Consider the following 21,660-nt stretch of genomic DNA (forward strand, 5'->3'; position numbering starts at 1 on the left):
TAGTAACTAATGTTCGTATCCAAGTATTCCAATCCAGAGTTCAGCCCCTACGACGACGACTCCGTCCCTGAAACGACGGTGCCTGGCAATTGGCCGGCGCCGACGGTTTCGCACGCTCTCGCGGCATCGCTGACCCTCCCCGGCAGCAAGAGTCTGACCAACCGTGAGCTCGTACTGGCTGCACTCTCGGATGGTCCTTCTGTTCTGCATTCGCCACTGCATTCTCGGGACAGCGCGCTCATGATCGAAGCGTTGCGTGCTCTCGGTGTGGGGATCACAGAAATTGCCACCGGCAACCCTTTTGGTCCCGATTTGGCGATCGTTCCCGGAGAGCTTGAGGGTGGAAGCTCGATCGATTGCGGACTCGCCGGAACGGTAATGCGATTCCTGCCTCCCGTCGCTGCTCTCGCGCTTGGCCCGATTGCGTTCGACGGTGATGAGGCTGCTCGTCGTCGCCCCATGCGCACAACTATCGATTCTCTACGAGCACTCGGCGTCGATGTCTCGGATGATGGCCGCGGAACTCTTCCCTTCAGCCTTTACGGCATGGGCTCGGTCTCGGGCGGTGAGATCAGTATTGATGCTTCTGCATCAAGCCAGTTCGTTTCGGGACTGCTGCTGGCAGCAGCACGTTTCGAGGATGGCCTCACCCTCCGTCACACTGGCGAGAAGTTGCCAAGCATGCCCCACATCGAGATGACGATTGCGTGTCTGGCCGCGCGTGGCGTCATCGTTGAGAGCCCTGAGCCTGGTGTGTGGATTGTTCCTGCCGGTGCGATCCACGCCATCGACGTCGAGTTGGAGCCAGATCTCTCGAATGCTGCCCCTTTCTTAGCCGCGGCCGTTGTCGCGGGCGGAACCGTCACAATCGAGGGGTGGCCCGAATCCACCACTCAAGTGGGCGCGGATCTGGAACAGCTCCTCCCCCTTTTCGGTGCAGTAGCGACGCGCACAGATGGTGCGCTCACGATCGATGGTGGCGCCGGAATAATCGGTGGCAACAACTTCCCGGGTATCGAACTCGACCTGAGCACTGGTGGTGAACTCGCCCCAACAATCATTGCTCTGGCTGCTCTTGCGTCATCGCCGAGCACGATAACGGGCATCGGTCACTTGCGCGGACATGAAACTGATCGGCTTGCCGCGCTCAGCGCCGAGATCAATGCACTCGGCGGCGCGGTAACTGAGCTTGAGGACGGTGTTCACATCGAGCCGAGACAACTCCACGGTGGAATCTGGCACAGCTACGAAGACCACCGGATGTCGACCGCTGGCGCCATAATCGGGCTTGCTATTGCCGGCGTTGAGGTCGAAGGCATCGACGCGACCGCCAAGACGCTCCCCCAGTTTCCGCAGCTTTGGGCAACCCTCGTCGGCGATGCCCCGTTGACCACCAGCACTCTCGGATTGCTGTAGTCATGAGCTGGCTCAGCGGTGACGACGAGGATGAGGGCAAGTACAGCGAGTACGACGAGAGTTCGGTGCGGATGCGCCCGAACCCGAAAGCCAACAAGCCACGAAGCAAGATTCGCCCCGAGCATTCTGATGCTATCGAGGGCCGCGTCTTTAGCGTTGACCGCGGCCGTTACGGAATCTGGGTTGCTGAGGGAACCGAGGACGAACGCCAGATCATTGCTGCGCGAGCCCGTGAGCTCGGTCGCAACCAGCAAGGAAAAGTATCCGTCGTTACGGGTGATTGGGTCGACCTTGTTGGCGACACCTCCGGCACCGACGGAACACTCGCCAGAATCGTCCGCATTCGAGAACGCGCAACCCTCCTGCGCCGCAGCGCCGACGACACCGATGCCGTCGAACGCATCATTGTCGCGAACGCCGACCAGATGCTCATCGTTGTGGCTGCCGCAGACCCGGAGCCCCGTGCACGACTCGTAGACCGCTATTTAGTAGCTGCGTACGATGCCGGAATCACGCCCATCCTGTGCATTACAAAGACGGACCTGCAAGATCCGGCAGCGTTCTTAGAGAACTTCGCCGGCCTTGAGTTTCGAGTCATCTCAAGCCGTTCCGATGAAGTGCCGCTCGACGAGCTTCGCGGACTCTTAGACGGCCACACCACGGTGGCTGTTGGTCATTCTGGCGTCGGAAAGTCAACGTTGGTGAATGCCTTAGTACCGGATGCTAATCGGGCCGTTGGCCACGTCAACGCGGTTACCGGTCGAGGCCGTCACACCTCTTCGTCAACAATTTCGTACCGCGTTGGGTCTGGTTGGGTGGTTGACACTCCCGGAGTCCGATCATTCGGTCTTGGCCACATCGATCCGAGCAAGATTCTGACGTCGTTTACTGACCTTGCATCGCTCGCCGAGGATTGCCCGCGCGGCTGCACTCACCTCCCAGATGCCCCCGATTGCGCCATTGCCGAAGCGATCGCGGCTGGGGCACTTGGCGACGTCGGCACACTTCGTTTGGATTCTTTCCAGCGGCTCATCACGACTCTGGGTTCCACTAGCGTGTAACCGTGACTGAATACACTCTCGCCGACGACCTATCCCTCGCCCTCGCCCTTGCCGGAGATGCGGACCTCATCTCGCTCGACCGCTTTACGGCGCTCGATCTTGAGGTGACGACCAAGCCTGACCGCACTCCGGTGACGGATGCCGACAAGGCTGTCGAACGCAGCATCCGGGCCGGGATCGCTGCGGCTCGTCCCGGTGACTCGATTCTGGGCGAAGAGTATGGCGAAGCTGGTGACTCGAATCGTCAGTGGATTATCGACCCCATCGACGGCACCTCGAACTTCTTGCGTGGGGTGCCGATCTGGGGCACCCTCATCTCGCTGGTGATCGACGGCGTTCCTCAGGTTGGCGTCGTCAGTTCGCCTGCTTTGGGCAAGCGCTGGTGGGCGGCGACAGGTCATGGCGCTTTCGCTCAAGCTCATAATGGCGAACCGGAACAGATCTCCGTGAGCAAAGTTAGCTCGCTCGAAGCTGCATCCATCAGCTACAACAGCCTGTCTGGCTGGGACGGGGCTGGTCGGCTCGATGCGGTCATCGCTCTAACCCGTGAAACGTGGCGCTCTCGAGCAATCGGCGACATGTGGGCGTACATGTTGCTGGCTGAGGGTGCATTAGATGTTGTTGGCGAGTTTGATCTTCAGCCTTATGACATGGCGGCGCTAATTCCGATCGTTCTCGAAGCCGGCGGACAATTCACGTCAGTTGATGGCGAAGCCGGCCCGTGGCACGGCACTGCATTGGCGACGAACGGAGTGCTTCACAACGAAGTGCTCACATTCTTGCGCGAACACTAGATACTCCCCCAATCCAGCTAGCTGGGAATAGCCTGAGTTAAGTAGGCTTGGCGAGTACGACGCGCGATCACCTTCACACGAAAGAGACCCACTTCAATGACGACAGATAATTTCTGGCGCCAGACGTTCGTCATCGCTTCCTTGGCCGTCGCGGCCGTAGCGCTCAGCGGCTGCAGCATGATTGATCAAGTTGTTAACACTGTTTCCGATGCCGCAGACCCTGGCGAGGGCACCACCGAGAATATTTTCAGCGTTGGCGTTGGTGATTGCGAAGCGGTCTCCCAGACCGCGGATGAAGTTGACAGCACGAGAACTATCGACTGTTCCGAGCCCCATGCCACAGAGTTTTACGCTGTCGTCATCGTGCCTGACGGAGATTTCCCCGAGCAAGACGCTATGTATGCTCTCGGCGACGCTGAGTGTCTAGCCGCATTCGAGTCCTACATCGGAGTCAACTACGACGATTCGATTTACGACTTCTCGTACTACTCCCCCAGCACCGAAACTTGGGCTAGCGGTGACCGCGAGATCCTGTGCTACGCCTATGACTATTCGGGTGCACAGATCGCTGGTTCGGTTGCCGGAGTCGGCAGGTAGAGCTTTTTGCTTGGCGGTTGCGCGCGGGCTGATGTCGTCGCGCAGCCGCTCTTGTCGTTAAGGGAACAATCGGCACCCCCGCGGGTGTTGCATCCACCAAGCGCATGAGTAACGCTTGATGTGCTTCGAATAAAGGGTGGTAGCCAACGATGAAGATCGAATTCCCGAGTGCGGACAACACAATGTTGGCAGCTCAATTGGACATGCCGGATGGTACGCCGTCCGCTTTTGCTCTCTTCGCTCACTGCTTTACGTGCTCGAAAGAGTCGTTCGCTGCCTCCCGGATTTCTCGAGCCTTGGTCGATCATGGCATTGCTGTCCTGCGGTTCGACTTCACCGGTCTCGGGGGATCAGACGGCGATTTCGCGAACACCAACTTCACGTCAAACATTGATGATGTCGTTGCCGCAACAGAATATTTGCGCGACAACTACCGCGCACCAACACTACTGATCGGGCATTCCCTGGGAGGGGCCGCGATTCTCGCTGCTGCCCATCGTGTTCCTTCCGCCCGTGCTCTCGTAACGATCGGCAGTCCGAGTGATCCCGCCCACATCAGCAATTTATTCGCCGATGCGAATGACGAAATCGTGAACGAGGGGGAAGCAACCGTTCAACTCGGCGGGCGATCCTTCCGGATTCGCAAGCAGCTTCTTGACGACATCGCTGCCCAGCCTCAGGCTGCGCGGCTTCGCGACTTGAGCGCTGCCCTGCTGGTCGTGCATTCTCCGATAGACCAAACGGTCGGCATCGATAATGCTCGTGAGATTTTCGAGGCTGCGATGCATCCGAAGTCCTTCGTCGCGCTAGACGGTGCAGATCACCTTCTGAGCGATCGCAAGGATGCCGCTTTTGCCGCGAACATTATTGCGGCGTGGTCCGCACGTTACGCTTTCGAGGACTTGTCGACGGAGGCTACCGCGCACACCGGCGCCACGACCCCCGCCCCGGCGCCGGTCACGACTCCCGCCTCGACTCCCCCCACCTCTTCCGCACAAGCCTCCGAGACGTCCGCTGTCGCCATCACCCAGGACGGCACCTCGGTTATTGTCCGCGAAAGCGGTCCGGCACGCTACGAGCAGCGGGTGTTCGCATCGGGACATGAATTCGTTTCCGACGAGCCTGCTCCGCTCAGCGAAAACCATGGGCCAGGACCTTACGACTTCATCCTCGCTGGCCTCGGAAGCTGTACATCAATCACGATCCGGATGTATGCCGACCGTAAGAAGATGCCCTTAACCGGAGTGAGCGTGCGGTTGACTCGCGAGCGCATCGACGCTGCGGACTGCGACCATTGTGCGTCCACCGAAGGAATGGTGGAACACATCACTCGAGAGCTGACGTTCGCTGGCCAGCTCTCTGATGAGCAGCGGGATTCGTTGTTGGTCATCGCAGACAAGTGTCCCGTTCATCGTTCGCTCGAGGGCGAGATTTCGATCTCTACGAGTGTGGCGTCATAACGCCGTTAGCGCCGACACCTAGAACTCCCAGCACTCCCGCTATAGGGTAGTTAGGTAACCCTAACTTCAAAATGAAATGAGCTGGCGTTCGCGCCTATCCCCCATGACCCTTGAACGCGATTCAGCAAAACACCCCCTCGTTATCCGCCACGTCACCGTCAGCGCCGTCAGCCGCCCCACCCCGAACATCGCTCGCATCACCCTGAGCGGAGACGAGCTGCAAGGTTTTATCAGCAGCGGCCCCACCGACCACGTCAAAGTGTTCTTCCCCGACCCCAGCACGGGGGAACTCACTGCCCCCGTCATGACCGAGTCCGGAATCAGCAAGGCCAAAGGCGGCGTCGTGATCTCTCGCGACTACACTCCCCTCGGTTTTCGCAGTGCCGACGGTCAGCACGAACTAGACATCGATTTCGTCGTCCATGGCGACGAGGGCCCCGCTTCCGCTTGGGCAGGTAGCGCTTCGATCGGCGACCCTCTTGTCATCGCTGGTCCACGCGGATCGAAGCTGCTGCCTAGCGAAGCAACTCACGTAGTTCTGGTCGCCGACGAAACCGCACTTCCGGCGAGCTCACGCTGGATCGATATGCTCCCTACGTCAGTTCACATCACCGCGCTCTTCGATGTGGCAGACCCCAGCGTCGAGAGCTATTTCAGCGACGATCAGAAATTACGCATGTCTGCCGAGTGGTTCTACCGTCGCGATGGACTCGGTCAGCTCGAGGCGGCTCTACGAGCGCTCGGTGAGATCGGTGAATCCACTTTTGTCTTCCTTGCAGGCGAAGCAACCACGCTGGTTCCTCTTCGTCGTTACCTCCGTCGCGAGCTGGGCCTGCCCAAGAAGCAAGTAGCTGCCGACGGATACTGGCGTCGTGGCATCACAAACGCCGACCACCACGAGCCGATCGACCCCACCGATCCCGAAGACTAAACCCGCAACAGTCACAAAGCCGAGCGGAGAAGATGCCGCTCGGCCGCCCCTCAGCATCCGCTGATTCCTCCGTATCGTTGGCGGACGAAAGTGTATGCTGAGGGCACAAGTGAACAGCCGTCATACCGCTGCGGGAGAGCCCTTCCGATCGTTGGTTGGCGCCGTAGGAGCAAACCCTCTCCGGGAATCTCTCAGGCACCAGTACCGCAGCAGTTAGGCAACTCTGAAAAGTAGTCGGCCCTGTCCGACTCGCCGACGGGGCAACGCAACGCCACAAGCGTGCGGAAACTCTCAGGCTCGATACAGAGCGGAGAGGACTCAACGACCCCCACACGACGACGTGTGGGGAAGAAACGGAGTCACCGTGCCCATTCGCAACCTGACGCCTAGAACTGAAGTTCCCACCCCATCCCTCGAAGAGGTCCCCCTCAGCAGTTTCGACCTGTTCACTGTTGGTATCGGGCCTTCGAGTTCCCACACCGTCGGCCCCATGCGCGCCGCAGCCTCGTTTGCGGCCGATCTTGCCCAGCACGGGATGCTCGACGCAGTTGAGACTCTCAGCGTGCGACTGTATGGCTCCCTCGCCGCTACCGGTGCGGGGCACGGCACCATGAGCGCCGTACTTATTGGGCTAGAGGGCAAACTCCCCGATCAGGTCCTCCCGGCCGAGATGGACATGATTCTCGAACGCATCGAGAGCTCAGGGGTGCTCCAGCTCGCGGGCGCCCGCGAGATTCCGTTTACCGAAGAAGCGATCGCTCTTCATCCGCTCACGGTGCTCGACGGGCATCCGAACGGAATGCGCTTCGGAGCCCATGACTCCGATGGAGTCGCCGTTCTCGAGGCAACCTATTTCTCCATCGGCGGCGGCTTCATCTATCGCGAAGGCGACAACCGCGATGGCAGCTCTTCTGCCAGCCCGGCCCCCGCTACCGATCCCCTCCCGTTCCGCACCGCCGCGCAATTGCTCGCCCACTGTCGGGCCGAGGGGCTCAACTTCAGCGGCGTGATGCTGCGCAACGAACTGTCGCGCCGCTCAGAAACCGAGGTCGTGGCTGGCCTGCTCCACATCCGCGATGTTATGGATGAGTGCAAGAACAACAGCCTTGAACGCACCGGAAATCTCCCCGGAAATCTGAAAGTGCGGCGACGGGCACCCGATTGGCACCGACGTCTGCGCGAAGAAGATCCCGACCGCGATCCTAACTTTTGGCAGGAATGGGTCAACCTCGTCGCCCTGGCTGTCAACGAAGAGAATGCGTCAGGCGGACGCGTCGTTACAGCGCCCACCAACGGCGCCGCCGGCATCATCCCTGCCGTGCTCTTCTACGCCACCCACTACGCGCCAGGAATGAAAGAGGCAGATCAGGCAACGAAGGATGCCGCTACCGTGCGCTTTCTACTCGCCAGCGCCGCCGTTGGCGTGCTCTACAAGCGCATGGCTTCCATCTCGGGTGCGGAGGTTGGATGTCAGGGTGAAGTCGGCTCAGCGTCCTCTATGGCGGCAGCGGGACTAGCCGAGATTCTCGGCGGCACCCCGGCTCAGGTCGAGAATGCGGCGGAGATCGCCATGGAGCACAACCTCGGCCTCACGTGCGACCCGATCGGTGGTCTCGTTCAGATCCCCTGCATCGAGCGAAACGCGATTGCGGCGTCCAAGGCGATTAACGCCGCAAAAATGGCGCTCTGGGGCGATGGCGAGCACCGCGTCTCCCTCGACGAAGTAATCATCACAATGGCGGAGACCGGCAAAGACATGAGCTCGCGCTACAAAGAGACATCTCTCGGAGGATTGGCCGTCAACGTTGTCGAGTGCTAGCGCTCCAGCCGCAGGTAGCGCAGCAGCAGGGTTCCATCTGGTGCGCTGAGCGCGTGCGCCAGCGCCATGGCTTGCGGAGTAGCATCTGCGGCGTCCACAATTCGACGGGCCGAGCCCCCTTCTAACCGCGGACTGATGGTCAGGCACAGTTCGTCGACGACCCCTTGTGCGATCATCGTCGCAAAAAGTGTTGGACCGCCCTCGCCGTGAATTTGCGGATAGCCACGCTCAGTAAGTACGTGTTTCATTTCGGCGGTATCAACTTCGGTATCGCCGGCGACAATTACTTCTGCAACATCAGCCAACGCGGCCCGGGCCTGTGCCGGAGCACTCTCTGTTGTGATGACGAACGGGCGAGTGGCGTAGTTCGCGAGATCGCGTGCTTCGAGACGCAGCGATGCACTCACGAGCGCAAATGGCGGCTGCGCGGCCAGACCGTGTGCGGTACGCCACTTCTCCGCGTCCTCGTTGAGACCAAGGTTTCGGTAGCCTTCTTGACGCACCGTTCCTGCCCCAACCACAATGACATCCGCGAGCTGACGCAGCAGGGCGAACACCCGGCCATCCGCTTCGGTGCCGAGCCCTCCCGAGGTTCCTTCGTGAGTTGCCGCGCCGTCAATGCTGGAGACGAAATTGGCGCGCAGCCACGGCAGCGAGCGGTCAGCGACTGTGTAACGCGCGAGAAGTTGCTCATCGTCGAGAATGTCGCCATGACTAAGCGCTCGGATTTCGGATGCTTGGGTCATCAGAAGCTACCTCTCGTTCGCATCGGACATATTGTGTTTCAGTACTGCTGGCTGTCGCAATCCCAGAATCGCTTCCGCCATGCGTACTGCCGCCACGCTCTCGGTTACTTCGTGAACTCTGACCACCCGGGCGCCGCTCAGTACGCAGGCCACAGCAGCAGCGATGGAGCCCTCCAGTCGTGCTGACTTTGGTCGGTCGAGCACTTCACCGATGAAATCCTTATTCGACAGTGCCACCAACGTCGGCAGTCCGAGCGCGGTGATGACGTCTAATCGACGGGTCAATTCGAGGCTGTGGAGTGTGTTCTTGTTGAGGTCGTGGCCAGGATCAACAAACAGCCGTGACTCCGGAATACCTGCCGCTCGCGCGATCTCGACTTTGGCGGCGAGAAAGTCGCGCACTTCGGAGGCGACATCCGTGTATTCGGGACGCGCAAACTGGGTGCGGGGTTGAGCTCGAGAATGCACGATCACCAGCGAGGCTTCGCTTTCGGCTACTACGGCGGCAAGTTCAGGATCACTAAGCCCAGTGGTGTCGTTGATCACTGTTGCTCCCGCGTCAATACTGCGACGAGCAACCTCGGCATGAAAAGTATCGACCGAGATGACGACGTCGGACTTGTGCCGCAGGGCCTGCACCACAGGCACCACGCGTGCTGCTTCCTCGTCGACGCTTAACGGTTCCCCCGGAGCGAAGGGCACTCCACCGATGTCAACCCAGTCTGCGCCGTGCTCGACTGCGCGCAACGCTGCGGCCACCGCGTCCTCGAGCGCAAAATTTGTGCCAGCGTCGTAGAAAGAATCAGGCGTGCGATTCACGATCGCCATGATTGCGACTTGGCGAGAAAAGTCGAAGACTCGCTCTCCGATGGTGCGGTGGGGATCCCGAAGCGGCGGGAGCGCAAAACTCATACTCCCTATACTGGGCGACAATGCTGACAACCGCGTCGCAATTCACTCCACCGAACGGAGCGCCCACAAGTGACACAGGTGAGAATCGCCCGAATCTACGAGTCAGCGAGCAGTGAGGACGGCTATCGGATGCTCGTCGATCGGCTTTGGCCGCGAGGCGTGAGTAAGACCGATGCCGCACTAGACGAGTGGTGCAAAGATCTGGCGCCGAGCCAGAACCTGCGAACCTGGTGGAGCCACGACCCGGAATCGTTTGACGAGTTTACGGAGCGTTATCGCGCGGAACTTGACGAAAACGAACTGCTCTCGACGATCATGGAACGGCTCGAAACGCAGCCGCGCATCACTTTGCTGTACGCAGCCAAAGACCCCGCAGTCAATCACGCTTTAGTGTTGCGCGACTACCTCAGAGAACACTTCGGTGGCGGCAGTTCCGACCCCGGCATCTCGGACCCTGGCATCCAGGCCGACGGCAACGCTGCTGACGGCGGCTAGGCCGACGTGCTTGCCGACGTGCGTGCCGACGAAGAAGGCGCCCGCACGGCCGAGACTGCGAACTATCCTGCGAGCAGCAGTACCCCGGCAACAAGGGAGGCTGCCGCGAGCACGAGTGCGACCGTCAGCAGCACAGCATGCACTCGGTAGAACGTGGTGGCCTTCCCCGCAGCATCGCGCGCACGCGGGTCAGCGCTCACTCGCTTGAAGAATCGCGGCCACGCGACAACGTTGAAAAGCGCACTGAGAAAAAGGACGATTGCGGCAAACAGCTCCATGATGTTCACAGCCTACGCCGCCGGAACGCACGCCCGAACCGGCGTCGTCATGACCCGCTCCAGCAACCGTATCCGCATCCGCATCCGCATCCGCAGCTGCGTCCGCACCATCACCTGGCATAGGACCATCTCCAGCACGAGCACGAGCACGAGCACGAACACGAACACGAACAGCGTGAGCGCCACCGGATCGTCCTGCGAGACAATGGGTAGATGTTGGAGTTCACGTTACGCGGCGGGGTCAGCTCGTGGGCCGAAGCTGAAATCGAGGTGAAGCGGTCCCGTTTCCTCTGCCGCCTAGTGCGCGTGGATTCTGAAACCACGGCGCGCGATGTCATCGAAACTGCTCGCAGAATGCACTGGGATGCTCGGCACCATTGTTCTGCATTCGTGCTTGGTTCCGGCACTGAACCCGCTCAGGTGCGGCGCTCCAACGACGATGGTGAGCCTTCAGGCACAGCCGGCCGGCCGATGCTTGACGTGCTCAATGGACGCAACCTGATCGACTGTGTAGCCGTTGTCAGCCGTTATTTCGGGGGCACACTTTTGGGAACAGGCGGTCTCATCCGCGCCTATGCGGATGCGGTGGCAGTGGCGGTCGATAACGCCGCGGCTTCTCCGGGCCTCGTGCTGCGGCAGCATCGTGAGTTGTTTCGCCTGACTCTTGCTCATGCGGATGCTGGCAAGATCGAGGCCGAACTCCGACAGCAAGGTGCCCTAGTGCTCGGCACCGAATACGGTAGCTCCGCTGTCATGACTCTCGCTGCCGGGCCCGCAGGCAACCAGGCGCTGTCTTCGCTGGTTGCCGACGCTACGGCGGGCGCACGGATGCTCGAGCCCCTGGGCTCGGAGTGGGTGGACGCAGCACTCCCTACGAAGTAGCGACTTCGGTCCCCGTCTGCATGTCCTACGCCGCACATGAGCGCAACGGTCGCTTGATCGTGGCGCTGGCTGTTGGGTGGTTAAAGCAAAATAGCCACACCCCGAAGGGTGTGGCTATTTTACAATTTAAGTCCGGCGGTGTCCTACTCTCCCACAAGGTCCCCCTTGCAGTACCATCGGCGCAGAGAGTCTTAGCTTCCGGGTTCGGAATGTAACCGGGCGTTTCCCTCTCGCTATGGCCGCCGAAACACTATTGATTTATGTATCAGTCTGGGCCAGAAACATGCTCTGACACTACCCCGAAGGATGGTGCCTAGCTGTGTTAGCTGGGCGCAGTTCCCGACCGTAAATCGGGAACCACAAAGTGGACGCGAGAATTCTTCTCATTCACCATTCGACAGTCTAGGACTGCCCAGTGAGGTGGGGTGGTTATCAATTTATCGACTTATTAGTACTGGTCAGCTCCACAGGTCGTTAGTCCCTGCTTCCACATCCAGCCTATCAACGCAGTAGTCTAGCTGCGAGTCTCTCGGCCTAAGCCATGGAAATCTCATCTTGAAGCTGGCTTCCCGCTTAGATGCTTTCAGCGGTTATCCATTCCGAACGTAGCTAATCAGCGGTGCTCCTGGCGGAACAACTGACACACCAGAGGTTCGTCCATCCCGGTCCTCTCGTACTAGGGATAGATCTTCTCAAATTTCCTGCGCGCGCAGAGGATAGGGACCGAACTGTCTCACGACGTTCTAAACCCAGCTCGCGTACCGCTTTAATGGGCGAACAGCCCAACCCTTGGGACCTACTCCAGCCCCAGGATGCGACGAGCCGACATCGAGGTGCCAAACCATGCCGTCGATATGGACTCTTGGGCAAGATCAGCCTGTTATCCCCGAGGTACCTTTTATCCGTTGAGCGACAGCGCTTCCACAAGCCACTGCCGGATCACTAGTCCCGACTTTCGTCCCTGCTCGACTTGTCAGTCTCACAGTCAAGCTCCCTTGTGCACTTACACTCGACACCTGATTACCAACCAGGTTGAGGGAACCTTTGGGCGCCTCCGTTACTTTTTGGGAGGCAACCGCCCCAGTTAAACTACCCACCATGCACTGTCCCTGAACCGGATTACGGTCCGAAGTTAGATATCCAATATGACCAGAGTGGTATTTCAACAATGACTCCACCTGAACTAGCGTCCAAGCTTCACAGTCTCCCACCTATCCTACACAGGCCACACCGAACACCAATACAAAGCTATAGTAAAGGTCACGGGGTCTTTCCGTCCTTCTGCGCGTAACGAGCATCTTTACTCGTAGTGCAATTTCGCCGAGTTCGCGGTTGAGACAGCTGGGAAGTCGTTACGCCATTCGTGCAGGTCGGAACTTACCCGACAAGGAATTTCGCTACCTTAGGATGGTTATAGTTACCACCGCCGTTTACTGGGGCTTAAATTCACAGCTTCGTCTTGCGACTAACCGTTCCTCTTAACCTTCCAGCACCGGGCAGGCGTCAGTCCGTATACATCGTCTTGCGACTTAGCACGGACCTGTGTTTTTAGTAAACAGTCGCTTCCCACTGGTCTCTGCGGCCCTGCAGCGCTCCCGGAGCAAGTCCGTTCACGCCTTAGGCCCCCCTTATCCCGAAGTTACGGGGGCATTTTGCCGAGTTCCTTAACCACGATTCTCTCGATCTCCTTAGTATTCTCTACCTGATCACCTGAGTCGGTTTGGGGTACGGGTAACTTGAACCTCGCGTCGATGCTTTTCTTGGCAGCATAGGATCACTGATTTCGTCCGTGAGGACTACCCATCGAGTCTCAGCCTTAATGAGAGACGGATTTGCCTATCTCTCGGCCTACATTCTTAGACCGGGACAACCATCGCCCGGCTCAGCTACCTTCCTGCGTCACACCTGTTAATACGCTAACCGCACCAGAATAGGGTCGTACGCTAGGCCCCACGCCTCACCCCGAAGGGATCGGTCTAGGGGATTCAGATACTTAGCATTACTGGATTAGTTTGGGCGGTTCTTCGTCAGTACGGGAATATCAACCCGTTGTCCATCGACTACGCCTGTCGGCCTCGCCTTAGGTCCCGACTTACCCAGGGCGGATTAGCCTGGCCCTGGAACCCTTGATCATTCGGAGGACGGGTTTCTCGCCCGTCTTTCGCTACTCATGCCTGCATTCTCACTCGTGTAGCGTCCACGGCTGGTTTACACCGCCGCTTCACTCGCCACACGACGCTCTCCTACCACTCCGTACGGCTGAACCACGAAGGCTTACCTATAATACGAAATCTACAACTTCGGTGGTGTGCTTGAGCCCCGTTACATTGTCGGCGCGGAATCACTTGACCAGTGAGCTATTACGCACTCTTTCAAGGGTGGCTGCTTCTAAGCCAACCTCCTGGTTGTCTGTGCAACTCCACATCCTTTCCCACTTAGCACACGCTTGGGGACCTTAGTTGGTAGTCTGGGCTGTTACCCTCTCGACGATGAAGCTTATCCCCCCACCGTCTCACTGCTGCGCTCTCACTTACCGGCATTCGGAGTTTGGCTAACGTCAGTAACCTTTTAGGGCCCATCAGCTATCCAGTAGCTCTACCTCCGGCAAGAAACACGCAACGCTGCACCTAAATGCATTTCGGAGAGAACCAGCTATCACGAAGTTTGATTGGCCTTTCACCCCTATCCACAGCTCATCCCCTCAGTTTTCAACCTAAGTGGGTTCGGTCCTCCACGTGCTCTTACACACGCTTCAACCTGGCCATGGATAGATCACTTCGCTTCGGGTCTAGAACCAGCGACTATAACGCCCTATTAAGACTCGCTTTCGCTACGGCTGCCCCACACGGGTTAACCTCGCCACTGATCACTAACTCGCAGGCTCATTCTTCAAAAGGCACGCTGTCACAGCTACTAAGGCTGCTCCAACGGTTTGTAAGCAAACGGTTTCAGGTACTATTTCACTCCCCTCCCGGGGTACTTTTCACCTTTCCCTCACGGTACTTGTCCGCTATCGGTCATCTGGAAGTATTTAGGCTTATCAGGTGGTCCTGACAGATTCACACGGGATTTCTCGGGCCCCGTGCTACTTGGGATACTCTTCGAACCATTGCAACATTTCGACTAAGGGGCTGGCACCCTCTATGGCGTGGCTTTCAATCCACTTCGTCTATATCACTTTGTAATTCTTGCTGTACGGCAGTAACAGCTGAAAAGTCCCACTACCCCGACCATGCAACGCCTGCCGGCTATCACACATGATCGGTTTGGCCTCGTCCGGTTTCGCTCGCCACTACTAACGGAATCACGGTTGTTTTCTCTTCCTGTGGGTACTGAGATGTTTCACTTCCCCACGTTCCCTCTACCCGCCCTATATATTCAGGCGGGAGTCACTGAGTCGTCTTGCAACGCCCAGCGGGGTTTCCCCATTCGGAAATCCTCGGATCAAAGCTCTATTATCAGCTCCCCGAGGCTTATCGCAGATTTATACGTCCTTCTTCGGCTCCAGATGCCAAGGCATCCACCGTTTGCCCTTAGAAAATTGATTATCACATGAGTATAAGAATCGATCGCAACACCAAAGTGTTGAGATAGACCAATGAACTCCCAACACAAAGTGTTGAAAGTTATTGTTATTTATGTGATCCGACCTTTCGGTCGAATCTAAGATGCTCGCGTCCACTGTGTAGTTCTCAAAATACGGGCGGTATCCTCCCTCATCCCCCAACCTGCAGGAAACAAGACCAGGATCCGTAGACCCAGGAACACCTTTCGATGTCCCAGGTCCTAAGGTACGAACACGAATCTTCCGATCCGTCCCCGGTCCCTCAGGACCCAACAACGTGCAAAGACCAGCACCCCCGGAAACCTCTCGTTCCTACCAACCCCGAAGAGTTGATGTACTGAAGAGGAAACAGTTCCTCTGGCCACAATGTCAATGTTCCACCCATGAGCGCCGTCTACCCCGAACAGGGCAGTACGACTTGGCAACATAATACGAATCTCTTAACTCTGTGTATACCGCAGAGACGAAAAAACGAGTTGCACATGCTCCTTAGAAAGGAGGTGATCCAGCCGCACCTTCCGGTACGGCTACCTTGTTACGACTTAGTCCTAATTACCAATCCCACCTTCGACAGCTCCTCCCCTTGCGGGTTAGGCCACTGGCTTCGGGTGTTACCGACTTTCATGACTTGACGGGCGGTGTGTACAAGGCCCGGGAACGTATTCACCGCAGCGTTGCTGATCTGCGATTACTAGCGACTCCGACTTCATGAGGTCGAGTTGCAGACCTCAATCCGAACTGAGACCGACTTTTTGGGATTCGCTCCACCTTGCGGTATTGCAGCCCTTTGTATCGGCCATTGTAGCATGCGTGAAGCCCAAGACATAAGGGGCATGATGATTTGACGTCATCCCCACCTTCCTCCGAGTTGACCCCGGCAGTCTCCTTTGAGTTCCCACCATTACGTGCTGGCAACAAAGAACGAGGGTTGCGCTCGTTGCGGGACTTAACCCAACATCTCACGACACGAGCTGACGACAACCATGCACCACCTGTTTACGAGTGTCCAAAGAGTGAACTATTTCTAGCCCGTTCTCGTATATGTCAAGTCTTGGTAAGGTTCTTCGCGTTGCATCGAATTAATCCGCATGCTCCGCCGCTTGTGCGGGCCCCCGTCAATTCCTTTGAGTTTTAGCCTTGCGGCCGTACTCCCCCAGGCGGGGAACTTAATGCGTTAGCTGCGACACAGAAACCGTGGAATGGCCCCTACATCTAGTTCCCAACGTTTACGGCATGGACTACCAGGGTATCTAATCCTGTTCGCTCCCCCATGCTTTCGCTCCTCAGCGTCAGTAACGGCCCAGAGATCTGCCTTCGCCATTGGTGTTCCTCCTGATATCTGCGCATTCCACCGCTACACCAGGAATTCCAATCTCCCCTACCGCACTCTAGTCTGCCCGTACCCACTGCAGGCTGGGGGTTGAGCCCCCAGTTTTCACAGCAGACGCGACAAACCGCCTACGAGCTCTTTACGCCCAATAATTCCGGATAACGCTTGCACCCTACGTATTACCGCGGCTGCTGGCACGTAGTTAGCCGGTGCTTTTTCTGCAGGTACCGTCACTTTCGCTTCTTCCCTACTAAAAGAGGTTTACAACCCGAAGGCCGTCGTCCCTCACGCGGCGTTGCTGCATCAGGCTTGCGCCCATTGTGCAATATTCCCCACTGCTGCCTCCCGTAGGAGTCTGGACCGTGTCTCAGTTCCAGTGTGGCCGGTCACCCTCTCAGGCCGGCTACCCGTCGTAGGCTTGGTGAGCCATTACCTCACCAACTACCTGATAGGCCGCGAGTCCATCCTTGACCGAAATTCTTTCCAGCTCCTAGCCATGCGGCTGAAGCTCGTATCCGGTATTAGACGTCGTTTCCAACGCTTATTCCAGAGTCAAGGGCAGGTTACTCACGTGTTACTCACCCGTTCGCCACTAATCCACCAGAGCAAGCTCCGGCTTCATCGTTCGACTTGCATGTGTTAAGCACGCCGCCAGCGTTCATCCTGAGCCAGGATCAAACTCTCCATAAATGTTTGATTGCACCAACAAGCCGAAGCCCACCGATGCACATCTTGCGTTACCCGCACCCGGAATAGGGTGTCGAGGCAACAAGTTTGAAACTGACAGAACAAATCAATACTGACTTGCTTTGTTGTTTATATCTTTTTCCAAAGGAATCCGCTGCACCAGCAATCACGACCCGAAATGGGACGATCTCACTAAGCACAGTCGGGTTTTTGGCATTTGACATTGTGCACGCTGTTGAGTTCTCAAGGATCGGACGCTCCTGACCTCCACCGCAAAACGGCTTCACCCCAGGGCTTTCAAAACCTGTGTTGGCAACCCCCGCATAACTGCAGGAGGCAACCTGTCTAACTTACCAGCTTCAGCGCACTTGTCAAACCAGCAATTCCGCACCAGAACGGCACACAACAACTGACCAACACACGCAAAAAGCGGCAAGACATCCCACGACCCGAAACCGGAACCTACAAGAGGAACTCCGCGATCTGGCCGGACTAAAACTATACCAGCTTTAGAGGATGGTGGCCCCCACTTGAGGCCGGAAACCTAGCAGCAAAACTGCCCGGGACTTCCGCACCTTTGGGGTGACAAGAAAGAACTTTACGTGCACATTCCGTTCGGCGCCAAACCGCCTCGCATCCCGGGCGCGCCGAGGAAGGAAACCCTGCAAAACACTGAGATGAGAACGAGGTGCTGCGAGTGATCCATCCCTCGCTCCCCTCTCTATGGGAGGAGCGCGAAGAGCGAGGCTGCGACAAGATAGTTCCATGCCCAGTTTCACCACACGCTCCGCTCGGCTCGACGACTCCAGAGAAGTCGCTTCCGTGCACACTCAGTCGTGGAAGGAAACCTATGCCGGGGTGTTCCCTGAACAAGCGTGGAGCGTCGAGTCGCGGGTGCGACGCGAGGCGATGTGGAACGAGTTACTGCTTGATGAGAACGTGACGACGGTGGTAGCGGAGATAGATCACCGGATTGTGGGGTTTGCGCACGCCGAACACAAGAGAGATGAGCCGACACTGCCCACGGAAGAACTCAAGATGATCTACGTTCTTGCTGAGGCACAGGGCACCGGCGCCGGGCAGGCGCTGATCGACGCGGCATTAGGTGGTGCAGCGGCGAGCGTCTGGGTTCTCGAACACAATCCTCGAGCGCGTTCCTTTTACGCAAGGAACAGATTCATGCCTGATGGCACGGTGCGTGCGATGGACTTCAATCCGAACATCCGCGAACTTCGTCTCGTTCGTCGTTGAACTCGACAGGCCAATAGTCATACAATTGAGGTTGCTCGCATCGTGAGGAGCTGCAATCGCGGCTGAACCGCTGCCCAGACACAAGGAACAGCAATGACTTGGATGGTAACCGGCGGCGCCGGCTATATAGGGGCGCATGTAGTGCGCGCGCTCATCAACGCCAACATGAATGCGGTCGTTGTCGACGATCTCTCTAGCGGATTCGAGCGCTTCGTTCCCCACGGTGTGCCGTTCGTGAACGCGAATATCCTCGACACCAACGCCCTGGTGCAGGCCATGACCGAGCACAACGTCACTGGCGTCATCCACGTCGCCGGATTCAAATACGCCGGCGTCTCTGTGCAACGACCGCTGCACACCTACACACAGAACGTCACCGCCACGGTTTCTCTCCTCGAGGCTATGACACAGTGCGAAGTCGAGCAGATCGTGTTCTCCTCAAGCGCCGCTGTCTTCGGAACGCCAAACGTAGACCTGGTCACCGAAAACACCGAGAAAGCGCCGCTCTCCCCCTACGGAGAATCCAAGCTGATCGGCGAATGGCTACTGCGCGACCAAGCCATCGCTACTGGCCTTCGCCACACGTCACTGCGGTACTTCAACGTCGTCGGTTCCGGCGATCCTGCCGTTTACGACACCAGCCCGCACAATCTCTTTCCTCTCGTCTTCGAAGCTTTGGTCGCCGGAAAAACCCCGCGGATCAACGGAACCGACTATCCCACCCCCGACGGCACCAATGTTCGCGACTACGTGCACGTCGCCGACATCGCGGCCGCGCACGTCGCCGCCGCGCGCAGGCTCGAAGCGAACGACGTTATAGAAGCCGCCTACAACCTCGGCAGCGGCGACGGACTATCCGTTGCCCAAATCATGACCGCGGTCGCAACCGTTACCGGCATCGGCTTCACCCCAGAACTTGCACCGCGTCGCCCCGGCGACCCACCTCGAATCGTGGCCAACGGTGACCTCGCCGCCCGCGACCTGGACTGGAAAATGCGCTACACGGCAGAAGATATGGTTCGCAGCGCTTGGGAAGCACGCCTGCGTGCCGAAGACAGCAGTGCTGACAGCGCCGCTCCGATCGGCGCGACAGAAAAGGGAAGTGCAGAATGAGCTCGAAGATCACCAAGCGTCCCACCACCCTCGCCGATGGTCGAGAGCTGATCTACTTCGACGACGCCGACAGCACACTCGGCGAAGAGCGCTCCGTCGACAGCAGAGTTCTCGACCCCAGGCCCGTAACCGCGAGCATGCGTCAAGACATCCTGACCGGGGAATGGGTATCTGTCGCCGCCGCCCGCCAGAACCGTGTTTTCCTCCCGCCTGCTGATCAAGACCCGCTCGCGCCCCAGACGGCCACAAACCCATCCGAAGTTCCGGCGCTTTACGACGTTGCTGTCTTCGAAAACCGCTCCCCATCGTTTGGACCCGCATTGGCCGGGAGCGACAACAGTCCAACAGGGCTCGACGACCTTGCCAACCTTGGACTCGGCCGCATTCGGAGCTCGATCGGTCGCTGTGAAGTTGTCTGCTTCAGCCCAGATCACGAAGGATCGTTCGGCACCCAAACTCCGAGCCGCGCCCGCACCGTCATTGAAGCGTGGGCGGATCGCACCGAAGCGCTCTCGGCGCTCGATGGAGTGCAACAGGTATTTCCTTTTGAGAACCGCGGAGAAGCAATCGGTGTCACGCTGCTGCACCCGCACGGACAGATCTACTCGTACCCGTACATCACGCCAAAAACCCAGCGGACTCTGGATGCGATTGATCGCACCAGCCCTGACATGTTTCAGCGCATCCTTGACTTCGAGCGCGCGGGTGACCGGGTCGTGCTGAGTGGCGAGCACTGGACCGCGTTCGTGCCGTTCGCCGCACGCTGGCCCATCGAGGTTCACATGCTGCCGCACCGCCAGATCCCTGATTTTGCTGCGACCTCCGGTCACGAACGCGACGAACTCGCGACGATGTACTTGAAGCTGCTCCGCGGAATCGACGCAATCTACGACTCTCCCACCCCCTACATCGCCGCGTGGCACCAAGCTCCGGTCAATCGCGCCCGCGACACGTTCCGCCTTCACCTTCAGCTGACCTCGCCTCGTCGCGCGGCAGACAAATTGAAGTTCCTTGCCGGCTCAGAATCGGCGATGGGCGCCTGGATCGCCGACGTCACTCCAGAGGCAGCAGCCGAAAACATCCGAAAGGCAATTGAACGAGCATGAGCGACACAGTGCAGCAACTGAGCGAACGGTTCATCAGCCTTACCGGTCGCAAACCAGACGGCGTCTGGTCGGCACCCGGCCGCGTCAATCTGATTGGCGAGCACACTGACTACAACGAGGGCTTTGTGCTGCCGTTCGCGATCGATCGCCGCACACGGGCTGCGGTCGGACTACGCACCGATGGCGTAATTCGTGTCACCAGCACCTTCGACGACTCCCCTGTTGAGTTTCCGCTGTCAGAGCTCGACGCTGCGCGTTCGGCAGGCCAGATTGCAGGGTGGAGCGCGTATCCTCTCGGCGTCGCGTGGGCGCTCGGGCAGCACGGCGCAGAACTGAGCGCACTCCCGGGCGTGGATATCATCATCGATTCCACGGTTCCCGTTGGCGCCGGTCTGTCATCATCCGCGGCCATAGAAAGCTCTGTCGCACTGGCTCTGAACGATCTCTGGAGCCTAGGTTTTTCCCGCGAAAACCTCGCCAAGGTAGGACAACTCGCCGAAAACGAGGTCGTCGGTGCGCCCACCGGAATAATGGATCAATCTGCGTCGCTCCTGGGTGCAACAGATTCGGCAGTGTTCTTGGACTGCCGCTCGCTCGCCGCTGAGGTTGTGCCACTCGGACTTGCTCAAGCCGAACTCAGCATCCTCGTGATGGATACCCGCGTTTCGCACTCGCACGCTACCGGAGGCTATGCGGAACGCCGTGCGGCCTGCGAAGCGGGAGCCGCAGCAATGGGCACCTCGTCACTGCGTGATGTGAGCGTCGCTGATCTTGAGCGCGCCCGTGAACTGCTTGACGATGTCACGTTCCGACGGGTGCGACACGTAGTCACTGAGAATCAGCGAGTGCTGGATACTGTTCGCACCCTGAACGAGGAGGGTCCACTCGCGATTGGCGCCCTACTCGACGCCTCCCACGAGTCGATGCGCGACGACTTCGAAATCTCGATTCCCGAGCTCGACCTTGCTGTAGAAACGGCACGAGCACACGGAGCAATCGGAGCCCGGATGACCGGCGGTGGGTTCGGCGGAGCAGCAATCGCGCTCGTACCGCACACACTCGTGGCCACTGTCGAAGCGGCTGTGCTCGATGCTTTCACTGCCCAAGGATTCGGGACCCCAACGACGTTTACCGTCACACCATCGCAGGGTGCAGAACGGAATACTCTTTCCTGACGAGAAACTGGGCTGACGAAAATCGCGCGAAAGAGCACCCTC

At 58.5% G+C, this 21,660-nt stretch carries 17 protein-coding genes, 3 rRNA genes and 1 riboswitch; of the genes, 13 read left to right on the forward strand and 7 right to left on the reverse strand.

Annotated elements, in window-relative coordinates:
* Positions 1–9 precede the first annotated feature (9 nt).
* From aroA to FFT87_RS12095, 7 genes are all read left to right on the forward strand, one after another.
* Positions 10–1,416 (forward strand): 3-phosphoshikimate 1-carboxyvinyltransferase, encoded by a 1,407-nt coding sequence (gene aroA, locus FFT87_RS12065; RefSeq protein ID WP_219948950.1) that lies wholly within the window; start codon positions 10–12, stop codon positions 1,414–1,416.
* Between the two features lie 2 nt (positions 1,417–1,418).
* Positions 1,419–2,477, forward strand: a complete 1,059-nt coding sequence (rsgA, locus tag FFT87_RS12070) for a ribosome small subunit-dependent GTPase A (RefSeq protein ID WP_219948951.1) — start codon at positions 1,419–1,421, stop codon at positions 2,475–2,477.
* A 2-nt stretch (positions 2,478–2,479) separates the two neighbouring features.
* Positions 2,480–3,271, forward strand: coding sequence for an inositol monophosphatase family protein (locus FFT87_RS12075; protein ID WP_219948952.1), 792 nt, complete (start codon positions 2,480–2,482; stop codon positions 3,269–3,271).
* A 96-nt stretch (positions 3,272–3,367) separates the two neighbouring features.
* The gene (locus tag FFT87_RS12080; RefSeq protein WP_219948953.1) at positions 3,368–3,868 is read left to right on the forward strand and encodes a septum formation family protein; all 501 of its coding nucleotides are present in this window, start codon (positions 3,368–3,370) and stop codon (positions 3,866–3,868) included.
* Between the two features lie 149 nt (positions 3,869–4,017).
* On the forward strand, positions 4,018–5,328 hold the full coding sequence (locus tag FFT87_RS12085) for a bifunctional alpha/beta hydrolase/OsmC family protein (protein WP_219948954.1): 1,311 nt from the start codon (positions 4,018–4,020) through the stop codon (positions 5,326–5,328).
* A gap of 103 nt (positions 5,329–5,431) precedes the next feature.
* Positions 5,432–6,259 carry a siderophore-interacting protein gene (locus tag FFT87_RS12090; protein ID WP_219948955.1) on the forward strand — a complete coding sequence of 276 codons (828 nt, stop codon included), beginning with the start codon at positions 5,432–5,434 and terminating at the stop codon, positions 6,257–6,259.
* Positions 6,260–6,380: 121 nt separating this feature from the next.
* Positions 6,381–6,476, forward strand: a riboswitch (glycine riboswitch).
* 147 nt (positions 6,477–6,623) lie between these two features.
* Positions 6,624–8,078, forward strand: a complete 1,455-nt coding sequence (locus FFT87_RS12095; protein ID WP_304612866.1) for an L-serine ammonia-lyase — start codon at positions 6,624–6,626, stop codon at positions 8,076–8,078.
* On the opposite strand, the gene FFT87_RS12100 is transcribed toward FFT87_RS12095, so the two are convergent.
* Both FFT87_RS12100 and folP read right to left on the reverse strand, forming a co-directional pair.
* Complete coding sequence (locus FFT87_RS12100) at positions 8,075–8,824, reverse strand: pyrimidine reductase family protein (protein WP_219948956.1); 750 nt, start codon at positions 8,822–8,824, stop codon at positions 8,075–8,077. The two genes, FFT87_RS12095 and FFT87_RS12100, sit on opposite strands and share 4 nt — an antisense overlap.
* Before the next feature lie 6 nt (positions 8,825–8,830).
* Complete coding sequence (gene folP / locus FFT87_RS12105; RefSeq protein WP_219948957.1) at positions 8,831–9,736, reverse strand: dihydropteroate synthase; 906 nt, start codon at positions 9,734–9,736, stop codon at positions 8,831–8,833.
* Positions 9,737–9,805: 69 nt separating this feature from the next.
* Here folP and FFT87_RS12110 point away from each other — a divergent pair, with 69 nt between their 5' ends.
* Complete coding sequence (locus tag FFT87_RS12110) at positions 9,806–10,231, forward strand: DUF488 domain-containing protein (protein ID WP_370628553.1); 426 nt, start codon at positions 9,806–9,808, stop codon at positions 10,229–10,231.
* A 62-nt stretch (positions 10,232–10,293) separates the two neighbouring features.
* On the opposite strand, the gene FFT87_RS12115 is transcribed toward FFT87_RS12110, so the two are convergent.
* Complete coding sequence (locus tag FFT87_RS12115) at positions 10,294–10,509, reverse strand: SCO4848 family membrane protein (RefSeq protein ID WP_219950822.1); 216 nt, start codon at positions 10,507–10,509, stop codon at positions 10,294–10,296.
* A gap of 12 nt (positions 10,510–10,521) precedes the next feature.
* A complete protein-coding gene (locus FFT87_RS12120; protein ID WP_219948958.1) occupies positions 10,522–10,695 on the reverse strand; it encodes a hypothetical protein in 174 nt (57 codons plus the stop codon).
* A 120-nt stretch (positions 10,696–10,815) separates the two neighbouring features.
* On the opposite strand from FFT87_RS12120, the gene FFT87_RS12125 reads away from it, so the two are divergent.
* Entirely contained in the window at positions 10,816–11,391 is a 576-nt protein-coding gene (locus FFT87_RS12125) for a YigZ family protein (RefSeq protein ID WP_255559922.1), read from the forward strand.
* Positions 11,392–11,521: 130 nt separating this feature from the next.
* Here FFT87_RS12125 and rrf read toward each other — a convergent pair.
* The 3 genes from rrf to FFT87_RS12140 all read right to left on the reverse strand — a co-directional run bounded on the left by rrf (position 11,522) and on the right by FFT87_RS12140 (position 16,976).
* Positions 11,522–11,638 (reverse strand): 5S ribosomal RNA (gene rrf / locus FFT87_RS12130).
* Positions 11,639–11,819: 181 nt separating this feature from the next.
* Positions 11,820–14,938 (reverse strand): 23S ribosomal RNA (locus tag FFT87_RS12135).
* Between the two features lie 511 nt (positions 14,939–15,449).
* Positions 15,450–16,976: ribosomal RNA gene (locus FFT87_RS12140) — 16S ribosomal RNA — on the reverse strand.
* Together the 16S, 23S and 5S rRNA genes form the textbook arrangement of a ribosomal RNA operon.
* Before the next feature lie 762 nt (positions 16,977–17,738).
* Here FFT87_RS12140 and FFT87_RS12145 point away from each other — a divergent pair.
* From FFT87_RS12145 to galK, 4 genes are all read left to right on the forward strand, one after another.
* Complete coding sequence (locus FFT87_RS12145) at positions 17,739–18,224, forward strand: GNAT family N-acetyltransferase (RefSeq protein WP_219948960.1); 486 nt, start codon at positions 17,739–17,741, stop codon at positions 18,222–18,224.
* A 93-nt stretch (positions 18,225–18,317) separates the two neighbouring features.
* Positions 18,318–19,337: a UDP-glucose 4-epimerase GalE gene (gene galE, locus FFT87_RS12150; RefSeq protein ID WP_219948961.1), complete on the forward strand. Its 1,020-nt coding sequence runs from the start codon at positions 18,318–18,320 to the stop codon at positions 19,335–19,337.
* On the forward strand, positions 19,334–20,443 hold the full coding sequence (gene galT, locus FFT87_RS12155) for a galactose-1-phosphate uridylyltransferase (RefSeq protein WP_219948962.1): 1,110 nt from the start codon (positions 19,334–19,336) through the stop codon (positions 20,441–20,443). Before galE ends, galT begins: the two co-directional genes overlap by 4 nt.
* Entirely contained in the window at positions 20,440–21,618 is a 1,179-nt protein-coding gene (galK, locus tag FFT87_RS12160; protein WP_219948963.1) for a galactokinase, read from the forward strand. Before galT ends, galK begins: the two co-directional genes overlap by 4 nt.
* The last annotated feature ends 42 nt before the right edge of the window (positions 21,619–21,660 follow it).

The sequence above is a fragment of the Salinibacterium sp. M195 genome (assembly GCF_019443965.1).
GTDB lineage: Bacteria > Actinomycetota > Actinomycetes > Actinomycetales > Microbacteriaceae > Rhodoglobus.